The 9162-nt window shown below is 73.7% G+C and carries 9 protein-coding genes; 5 read left to right on the forward strand and 4 right to left on the reverse strand.

What is annotated here, in order from left to right; translation table 11 throughout:
* The 3 genes from bioD to TR48_RS37445 all read left to right on the forward strand — a co-directional run.
* Positions 1–609: ATP-dependent dethiobiotin synthetase BioD (gene bioD / locus TR48_RS37435; protein WP_042375204.1), on the forward strand; the 609-nt coding region annotated here is incomplete at its 5' end.
* 275 nt (positions 610–884) lie between these two features.
* Positions 885–1664 carry an ABC transporter ATP-binding protein gene (locus TR48_RS37440; protein ID WP_042375206.1) on the forward strand — a complete coding sequence of 260 codons (780 nt, stop codon included), beginning with the start codon at positions 885–887 and terminating at the stop codon, positions 1662–1664.
* 16 nt (positions 1665–1680) lie between these two features.
* Positions 1681–4251 (forward strand): ABC transporter permease, encoded by a 2571-nt coding sequence (locus tag TR48_RS37445; protein WP_042375207.1) that lies wholly within the window; start codon positions 1681–1683, stop codon positions 4249–4251.
* Here the strand turns inward: TR48_RS37445 and TR48_RS37450 are convergent.
* Complete coding sequence (locus TR48_RS37450; protein ID WP_042375208.1) at positions 4204–4515, reverse strand: hypothetical protein; 312 nt, start codon at positions 4513–4515, stop codon at positions 4204–4206. The two genes, TR48_RS37445 and TR48_RS37450, sit on opposite strands and share 48 nt — an antisense overlap.
* A gap of 64 nt (positions 4516–4579) precedes the next feature.
* Positions 4580–5002 (reverse strand): GNAT family N-acetyltransferase, encoded by a 423-nt coding sequence (locus TR48_RS37455; protein ID WP_042375217.1) that lies wholly within the window; start codon positions 5000–5002, stop codon positions 4580–4582.
* A 189-nt stretch (positions 5003–5191) separates the two neighbouring features.
* On the opposite strand from TR48_RS37455, the gene TR48_RS37460 reads away from it, so the two are divergent.
* Positions 5192–6370 (forward strand): type ISP restriction/modification enzyme, encoded by a 1179-nt coding sequence (locus TR48_RS37460; RefSeq protein WP_042375209.1) that lies wholly within the window; start codon positions 5192–5194, stop codon positions 6368–6370.
* A gap of 184 nt (positions 6371–6554) precedes the next feature.
* Positions 6555–7697: an ROK family protein gene (locus TR48_RS37465; RefSeq protein ID WP_042375210.1), complete on the forward strand. Its 1143-nt coding sequence runs from the start codon at positions 6555–6557 to the stop codon at positions 7695–7697.
* A gap of 132 nt (positions 7698–7829) precedes the next feature.
* Here the strand turns inward: TR48_RS37465 and TR48_RS37470 are convergent, their stop codons facing one another.
* Together TR48_RS37470 and TR48_RS37475 are read right to left on the reverse strand one after the other, a co-directional pair.
* Positions 7830–8558, reverse strand: coding sequence for a GntR family transcriptional regulator (locus TR48_RS37470; RefSeq protein WP_042375213.1), 729 nt, complete (start codon positions 8556–8558; stop codon positions 7830–7832).
* A gap of 105 nt (positions 8559–8663) precedes the next feature.
* Positions 8664–9162, reverse strand: a 499-nt coding sequence (locus TR48_RS37475) for an SRPBCC family protein (RefSeq protein ID WP_369405640.1), incomplete at its 5' end; no start/stop codon positions are given.

The raw sequence follows: 9162 nt of genomic DNA on the forward strand, positions 1-9162 counted from the left end.
GTGCTGAAGCCCGCGCAGACGGGCATGGCGCCCGGCGAGCCCGGTGACCTGGAGGAGGTGCGGCGGCTGGCGGGCGAGCTGACGTTCAGCGAGCTCGCCCGCTACCCGGAGCCGCTGGCTCCGGGCACGGCGGCGGCGCGGGCCGGGATGCGCACCCTCACCCCGGCCGAGATCGCCGCCGAGGCGGCGCGGCTGGCCGAGACGCACGACCTGGTCCTGGTCGAGGGCGCGGGCGGCCTGCTCGTGCGTTTCGACGCGCAGGGCTCGTCGCTGGCGGACGTGCCGGCGGCGCTGGCCGCGCTGGGGCACACGGCGGAGGCGCTGGTCGTGGTGACGGCCGGGCTCGGCACGCTGAACCTCACCGAGCTCACCGCGGAGGCGCTCCGCGCCCGCGGGATCCCGCTGCGCGGCATCGTCATCGGCGGCTGGCCCTCCGAACCCGACCTCGCCATGCGCTGCAACCTCGCCGACCTCCCCCTGGTCGCCGGCGCCCCGCTCCTCGGCGCGCTCCCCACTGCCTGCGCCGGCCCGAAGGTGACCGCCCCCGCCTTCCTCCCGATCGCCCGCGCCTCCCTCGCCCCCGCCCTCGGCGGCACCTGGGCCCCCTAGGGTCAGCTGCGCCACCGCGTGAGGTTGCAGTCCCAGGGGCGCGGGGAACTGCGCGACAAGCCACCCACGGTGGACTGTCCTCGAAGAGCAGAGGCCTCCGTTCAGGGGGGCCCGCGCCCACCCGGCGCCCACGCGGCCGAGCCGCAGATCGGCAGGGCCTCGTGCCCCTGGGGTGCAACTCAGGGGCATCTCGATCGTGCGGCGGATGCCGCCCCGCGGGTGCGCGCCTAGGCTCGGGGATGGTGGTCCACCCGCCCGACTAGGGGGCACGGAGAATGGCGGCAAGCGGAGAGCCCGCCGCGCGGGCGGTGGGGTTGTGCAAGGCGTACGGGAGCGGTGACACCGCCGTCCTCGCGCTGGACCGCGTCGACGTGGAGATCGACGCGGGGCGCTTCACCGCGATCATGGGGCCGTCGGGCTCGGGCAAGTCGACGCTGATGCACTGCCTCGCGGGGCTGGACAAGCCGACCGGCGGAGAGGTGTACGTCGGGGACACGGAGCTGTCCCGCCTCGGCGACAAAGCGCTGACGCGGCTCCGCCGCGACCGCATCGGGTTCGTGTTCCAGGCGTTCAACCTGCTGCCGACGCTGACCGCCGAGGAGAACATCACGCTGCCGGGCGACATCGCGGGGCGCAGGACGGACGCCGACTGGCTGCGGCAGGTCGTGGAGACGCTGAACCTCGGGGACCGTCTGCGGCACCGGCCGCACGAGCTGTCGGGCGGACAGCAGCAGCGCGTCGCCGTCGCGCGCGCCCTCGCCGCGCGCCCACAGCTCATCTTCGCGGACGAGCCGACGGGCAACCTCGACTCGCGTTCCGGCGCCGAGGTCCTCGGCTTCCTGCGGCGGAGTGTGGACGAGCTCGGGCAGACGGTCGTCATGGTGACTCACGACCCGAACGCCGCCTCCTTCGCCGATCTCGTGCTGTTCCTCGCCGACGGCCGGATCGTGGACCGGCTGGAGGGGCCGACGGCCGACGCCGTGCTGGAACGGATGCGCCGCTTCGACGTGCGCGGGGGCAGCCAGGTGGCGCAACCCGCTCCTGACGCGGACTGAGGCGGGGAGACCGGAGATGCTGAAGGCGACGCTGCGCAGCTTCCTCGCCCACAAGGGCCGGCTCGCCCTGTCGATGCTGGCGGTGGTGCTCTCGGTGGCGTTCGTCGCCGAGACGCTGATGTTCACCGACACCATCGGCTCGACCTTCGACCGCCTGTTCCGCTCCACCTCGGCGGACGTGAGCGTCACCGCCCACAACGATGTCGCGGGGCGCAACGACCAGAACTTCTCCGGGACGGTCCCCACCGTCCCGGCCTCGCTCATCCCGCAGGTCGCGCACCTCCCCGGCGTCGCGGCGGTCAACGGTCGGGTCTCCATGGCCGGGATCGTGCTGACGGACGCGAACAACAAGAGCATCGGCGCGATCGGCGGGGCGCCGACCATCGGCATCAACTGGAGCCCGGGGCCGAACTCGCCCGTCGACCTGACCTCCGGCGCCGCGCCCACAGGCGACGGGCAGGTGGTGGTCGACTCCGACACGGTCAGCAAGCACCACCTCGTCCTCGGGCAGCCGCTGCGCGTCATCGGGGCGACGGGCGGCTTCCCGGTGCGACTGACCGGCATCGCCACCTTCAACACGACCAACCCCGGGGCCACCCTGGTCTTCCTGGACACCGGCACCGCGCAGCGCAAGCTCCTCGGGCACGAGGGCGTGTTCACCTCCGTCGACCTGACCGCGGCGAGGGGCGTCACCAACGAGCAGTTGCGCGACCGGGTCGCACCGGTGGTCGGCAGCGCCTACGACGTGAAGACGGCCGAGCAGACCGCGAAGGACGCGGCGCAGACCCTCGGCGCCTTCCTGTCGGTGATCAAGGACGCGCTGCTCGGCTTCGCCGGGATCGCGGTGCTGGTCGGGGTCTCGCTGATCCTCAACACCTTCTCGATGCTGGTCGCGCAGCGTACCCGGGAGCTCGGGCTCATGCGGGCGCTCGGGGCGAGCCGTGAACAGGTGAACCGGTCAGTCCTGGTGGAGGCCGCGCTGCTGGGTCTGATCGGCTCGACCCTCGGGCTGCTCCTCGGCGTGGGCCTCGCGCTCGGGCTGATCAAGCTGATCGCGCGCGGCGGCATGGTGCTCAAGGGCAGCCAACTCGCCGTCCACTGGCCGACGATCGTGGCCGCCTACGCCGTGGGGGTCATCGTCACCACGGTCTCGGCCTACCTGCCCGCGCGCCGGGCGTCGCGGATCTCGCCGATGGCGGCGCTGCGCGAGGCGGACACCCCGGGGCGCGGCGCGCCGCTGCGGATCCGGGCTGTGGTGGGGCTGGTGGTGCTGGCCGTGGCTGCGGGCCTGCTGGTCGGGGCGGCCACGGACAAGGACCTCGGGCAGGCGGGCATCCTGCTCGGCGGAGGCGTCCTGCTCAGCCTGATCGGGCTGATCATCATCGGGCCGTTGCTGGCCACGCCAGTGATCAAGCTGGTCGGCGGCTGGTTCCCGCGGGTCTTCGGCCCGGTCGGGACACTGAGCCAGCGCAACGCGCTGCGCAACCCGCGCCGCACCAGTGCGACGGCATCGGCGCTGATGATCGGGCTGGCCCTGGTCGCGTCCCTGTCGGTGGTCGGCTCCTCGATGGCCGCCTCCTTCGACGCCCAGATCGACAAGACCATCGGCGCGGACCTGATCGTGCAGAACAGCACCGGCCTGCCGTTCCCGAACGAGGTGGGCGACACCGTCGCGGCCACGCCGGGCGTGGGCCTGGTCGTCCGCGGCCAGGGCACGCGTGGCGCGCTCGTCGCGGCCGACGGTACGCAGCAGAAGACCGTCGTCGTCGGCACGAGCCCGGGGCTGGACAAGATGGTGCGGATCGAGATGCGCGACGGCACCGTCGCGACCGGCACCGCGCCCGGCCGTGCGTTGATCGGCTCCCACTACGCGGACGCGCACGGTCTCCATCTGGGCAGCCCGGTCACGATCCTCTTCCAGAGCGGCAAGTCGGGCACCCTGACGGTCGGCGGCATCGACGTCACCGACACCAACCCCGGCGGGCTCGGCGACGAGCCGGTGATCGCCTCCTCGACGCTGCGTCAGTACGTGCCGGGCGCGCTCGACGACATCGTCTTCGTCAACGTCGCGCCGGGCGCGAACAAGGAGCAGGTCAAGAGCGCGCTGACGACGGCCCTGGCCAAGGACCCGCAGGTGCAGGTGCGCGACCAGACGGACTACAAGAAGCTGGTCCGCGGTCAGATCGACCTGCTGCTCAACCTCGTCTACGGGCTGCTCGCGCTGGCCATCATCATCGCGATCCTGGGCGTGGTGAACACCCTGGCGCTGTCCGTCATCGAACGGACCCGGGAGATCGGGCTGCTGCGCGCGATCGGGCTCGCACGTTCCCAACTGCGGCAGATGGTACGGCTGGAGGCGGTCGTCATCGCGCTGTTCGGGGCCGTGCTCGGTCTCGGGCTGGGTCTGGGCTGGGGGCTGGCCGCGCAGCGGCTGCTGGCGGCGAAGGGGCTGCAGTCGCTGGCCGTTCCGTGGTCGACGATCATCGCGGTGGTCGTCGGCGCCGCGGTGGTGGGCCTGCTGGCGGCGCTGGGCCCGGCGCTACGCGCCTCGCGGCTCGACGTGCTCGACGCCATCGCGCACGAGTAATCCGGCGGGCGGGGCGGCCGCCGCCGGGCGCGCCTGCGTCAGCAGGCCGGGCAGGGCGAGCGCCAACTCCCAGAGCTCCTCGCCCTCTTCCGGCTCCGGATCGACCCCGTCGAGCAGCGGCTGGAACCGCTCCGCCGCGCGCCACAGCTCGTCGGGCACCACGAGGTCGCGCTCGCGCAGCTCGGCCAGGCACGTCAACAGGGCACCGCCGACGGCGCGCAGCTCGGTCAGGTCGGGGCGGGCGTGCGGAAGTTGAGCCTCCATGCGCTCGACCGTACGCCCCGCCACTGACAACCGCCGCGTCCCGCGAGGGCCGCGCCCCGCGCGCTCAGACCAGCGGCCGGACCCAGCGACGCCAGTGCTCCTCGCGCTCGTACCCGGCCGCCGCCCAGGCCTGTTGGCCTGCCTCGTTGACGACCAGCACCATCGCGTCCGCGCGGCGGCCTCCCGAGGCCACGAACCGCGCGTGGGCGCTGTCGAGCAGCGCCCGCGAGACGCCCTGGCGCCGGTGGTCAGGGTGGACGGCGAGCCGGTAGAGGCTGGCGCGCCAGCCGTCCCAGCCCGCGATGACGGTGCCGACCAGCTCGCCGCCCCGCTCGGCGAGGATCAGCGCCTCGGGGTCGCGCTCGATCAGCCGGGTCACCCCGGCGACGTCGTCGCTGACGCTGGTCCCCTCGGCGGCGACCTTCCAGAAGCCGAGGACGGCGGCCACGTCGCTCACCTCGGCGGTGCGTATGCGCAGTTCTTCCACGACGCCAGCCAAGCAGCCGCGCCGGACCGCGCGCCTGCCTTTCCACCGGTAGAGACGGGGCCGCATGCGAGGGCTCCGGGGCACCCCGGGGCCGGACAGGGCGCGGCCCGGTGCAGCTGCCTGGCCGGCCATCGCGACAAGGCCTCGCGGCAAGACCGGGCGCCGAGGGTCAGGCCCTAGCATGGCTGCGTGGCCGAGACGGGTGGGGAGCAGACGCCGGTGTCCGTCGGCGACCTGCTGCCGTGGGCCGTGCGCGGGGTCCGCCCCGGCCGGGCGTGGGTCGTCGGCGCTGATCCGGAGGTGCTGCAGGAGCGTTGGCGTCGGCTGGCGTCCGCGGACGCGGCCGAGCGGGCGGAGCTGTTCGAGCCCACGCGCACCCGCACGCCCGAGTCCGCCGTCCCTGGCCTCCCGGGCCAGCGCACGAGCACACGTCGGCTGTCGCGCGAGCCGGGCGAGCAGCCGCCGCTGGTCCGCGTCCGTCACCGTCCGCTGGACCGCGCCTGGATGCTGGCCGACCGGCGGCTGCTGGACCAGGCGCGCCCGGAGCTCTGGCGGGCCGACGGCCCGCACCAGCGCTACCTGCTGCTGCAGCCCGACGGACAGCCGGGCCCCGCGCCGCTCACCGTCAGCGCGGAGCTGCCCGTCGACCCGCGCGTGCGCGCCCACCCGCTGCACCGGCGTCCCGACGGCCGCGAGCCGAACCTCGCACCCGGGCTGCTGCGGTTCCTGCACCGGGCCTACGCCACCGCCGTCACCGCCGAGGACGTGCTCGCGTGGATCGCCGCGGTCTGCGCCCGCCCGGACGCGCCGCGCGACCTCGTCCCGCTGCCGCGTTCGGCCGCGACCTGGGCCGAGGGCGTCGCCCTGGGCCGCCGCGTCGTCGACCTGCACACCTTCGCCCGCTCCGGGCTGCGTCCCCCCGACGGCCGACGGACCTTCATCCGCCATCCCGTCGACCGAAACCCGCTGGAGCTCGGCTACGACGCCGAGGAGGAGACGCTGCTGCTCGGCGAGGGGCGGCTCGCCCCGGTCCCGGCCTCGGCCTGGGCGGCGGAGCCCACGCTCCGCGAGTGGTTCGCGGACCGCACCGCCTTCCGCGGCGCGCCCAGCGGGACGCTCGGCGCGCTGGGCCTGACGGTCTGGCCGCAGCGGGCCACGACGGACCTGATCGAGCTGGCGACGACGCTGGCGCTGCTGGCCGAGCTCGTCCCCGCGCAGGACACGCTGGCCACCGACGGCGGCCCCTGGTTCACCCGTGCGGACCTGCACGAAGCTGAGGTTCTCCCCGTCCCGGCCCCCGCCCGCCGGCCCGCCTCGGTGCTGGACCGCCTGGAGGACGGCCCCGAGGGCCAGTACGCGCTGCTCTGACGCTGCTCCCGCAAGCTCCGCCGAAGTGTTGCCGTTTGATACCGAAGCACCGACTGAGCTGCGATGACGCTCGCCTGAGCCTCCCCGCCCCGGCTACCATCCGCCATACATCGACGTCCGACATCGACGCCTGACGCCGACACCTGACATCGACACGGACACGGGAATCGCGGAAGGACCGAGAGTGGCCCAGCTCACCGGTGGTGATTCCTCACTGCTGCGGCGGATCAACTCCGCGGTGACCTTGCGGGCTCTTCGCGACCAGGCCGTGCTGACGCTCACCCAGCTGGTGGGCGAGACCGGACTGTCCCGGCCGACCGTCGAGGGCGTCATCGAGGGCCTGATCGAGTCGGGCCTGGTCGCCGAGGTCGAGGCCGTCGACGAGGGCGTGCGCCAACGTGGTCGCCCCGCTCGGCACTTCCGCTTCCGCGCGGAGGCCGGCCATCTTCTCGGTATCGAGATCGGCACGCACGGCGCCCGCGCCATCATCTCCGACCTGCGCGGCCGCACCCTGGGCGCCTACGGCCGCCCCATCGACGAGACGACCGAGGCCGACGAGCGCCTCGCGCTGGTTCGTGCCACGGTCGCGGAGCTGCTGCGCCGCGGCGGGGTCTCCCGCGAGTCGCTGTGGGCGGTCGGCGTCGGCACGCCCGGCGTCGTGGACGCGGACGGCGTGGTCCAGCTCGGCACCGCTCTGCCGGGCTGGACGGGCCTGGACCTGGCCAACCGGCTGCGCCGCTCGTTCCGCTGCCCGGTGCTGGTGGAGAACGACGCCAATCTGGCCGCGATCGGCGAGCACTGGAAGGGCGCGGCCGTCGGCATGGGCGACGTCGTCTTCGTCCTTGCGGGCCTGAGCCCCGGCGCGGGCTCGCTCATCGCCGGGCGCCTGCACCGCGGGTTCGGCGGCGCGGCGGGCGAGATCGGCAGCCTGCACCTCCTCGGCCAGGAGGACGAACCCTCCCAGCTCCTCTCCACCACGGAGAGCAAGCTGCGCGACCCCCTGGACGAGGCCGCGGTGGCCCGCGTCCTGAGCCTCGCTCAGCAGGGCGACCACGTCGCCATGGACGTCCGCGACCGCTTCGTCGCCCGCCTGGTGCGCGACGTCGCCGCGCTGGTACTCGCGATGGACCCGCAGATCGTCGTCATCGGCGGCTGGGCCAGCGGCCTCGACGGCGTCGTCGAGCCACTGCGCAAGCAGCTGGGCCGCCTCTGTCTGCGACCGCCGGAGGTCCAACTCGCCGCGCTGGGCGACGCGGCGATCGCCATCGGCGCGGTGAAGCTGGCCTTCGACCAGGCGGAGAAGCAGTTGTTCTCCGTCGATCAGTGACCGAGGAAGAGCTCCCGCAGGTAGGTGCAGCACGCTTCAGGGGCGCGTGGGAACCGCGCCCACGCGGCGGAGCCGCACATCAGCAGAGCCCCGCGCCCCTGAGGTCGTACGACCACCGGGAGGCCTGAACCCTCACGATGCGGCGCGGACCTCCACGCCCGCGTCGCCGAAGGTGAGCTTGCAGGTGTCGGCGCGGTAGGTGGAGATGGCGACGGCGAGGGTCTTGCCGGCCTCGCCGGCGTAGCGGGTGGTGAGGACGAGGACGGGGATGCCCGGGGGGCGCTCCAGGAGGCGGGCCTGCTCCTCCTCGGCCACGCCGAGTTCGACGGCGCGGGACTCGCCCTCGATCGGGAGGGCCTGGAACTGCTTCAGCACCGCCCGTGCCCGGCTGGACTCCGCCAGGAAGCCGGGGACGTGCGGCATGACCGCGGCGGCGACGAACAGCGTCTCGGTGCCGACGGCCTGACCGGCCATCATGCGGACCCGGCGGACGGTGTGGACCTCGGCCGGCTCTCCGGCCGCGACGCCGAGGGCCGCGGCGACCGCCGCTGGCGCCGCGCCCAGGCCGCAGTCGACGATGCGCCAGGTGTCGCGGCTGGACGCCTCCGCGACGGGAATGCCCATGCGGGGGGCGGCGATCAGCGTGCCGATGCCGCGGCGGCGCACCAGGCGGCCCTCGAGCTCGAGCTGGTCCAGGGCCTGGCGCAGGGTCGCGCGGGCGACCCCGAAGCGGGCCGCGAGGTCGCGCTCGTTGGGGAGCACCTCGCCGGTGTGGAACTCCTCGTCGATGGTTCGGACCAGAACCGTCCGCAGCTGCCAGTACTTCGGTTCCGGTGCCGCTGCGGTCGCTGTGGTCCCCACCCTGGCCTCCGCTGTGTGCGCCCTGCTGACAGGGGCGTGATTACGATCCCTTATTTATTAAAGGACGTTTCTTTAAGGCGACCATAGGGGCAGCCGGGGCATTGGTCAAGACCAATGGCAGACGGCCAGGTGGCGGGCCAGTCCGAGCCGTCCGGCGCGCATCATCCACGCGTGGTTCGCCCGAAATGCCGGTCTTCCGGGGAGGGCCAGCAAGCGCATCAGCGGCTTGCACACCTCGACGTCCTCGTCGAAGACGGCGACCGTCCGGCCCTCCGCACCGTCCCGGCTCACCGTCCAACGGGTGAGGCCCTCCAGATCGCCGGCGAGCCGGGCCTCCAGGACCCCGGCGTCCGGGTCGTTGCGCTCGGCGAAGGCTGTGACGTGGAGGTCGTAGGGGAGCAGCGAGCGGAAGCGCATCCGCCCACTGTCCTGCGTCAGTTGCCGCACCTCGGTGATCTGGGGCCACCACAGCGGGTAGTCGATCGGGGCGGCCAGCGCCGCGAAGACGTGCTCGTACGCGCCGGGGAGCTCCCAGCGGGAGGTGAAGCGGTAGCGGTGCCACTCGACCTGGCGGGCAAAAAGGGCCATGCCGCCAGTCTCGGGC

Origin of the sequence: Streptacidiphilus neutrinimicus, from assembly GCF_000787815.1 — a bacterium.
Taxonomy (GTDB): Bacteria; Actinomycetota; Actinomycetes; order Streptomycetales; family Streptomycetaceae; genus Streptacidiphilus; species Streptacidiphilus neutrinimicus.

Coding starts and splice junctions, on each gene's coding strand:
- TR48_RS37440 (WP_042375206.1), top strand. CDS start 885: ATGGCGGCAAGCGGAGAGCCCGCCGCGCGGGCGGTGGGGTTGTGCAAG.
- TR48_RS37445 (WP_042375207.1), top strand. CDS start 1,681: ATGCTGAAGGCGACGCTGCGCAGCTTCCTCGCCCACAAGGGCCGGCTC.
- TR48_RS37450 (WP_042375208.1), bottom strand. CDS start 4,515: ATGGAGGCTCAACTTCCGCACGCCCGCCCCGACCTGACCGAGCTGCGC.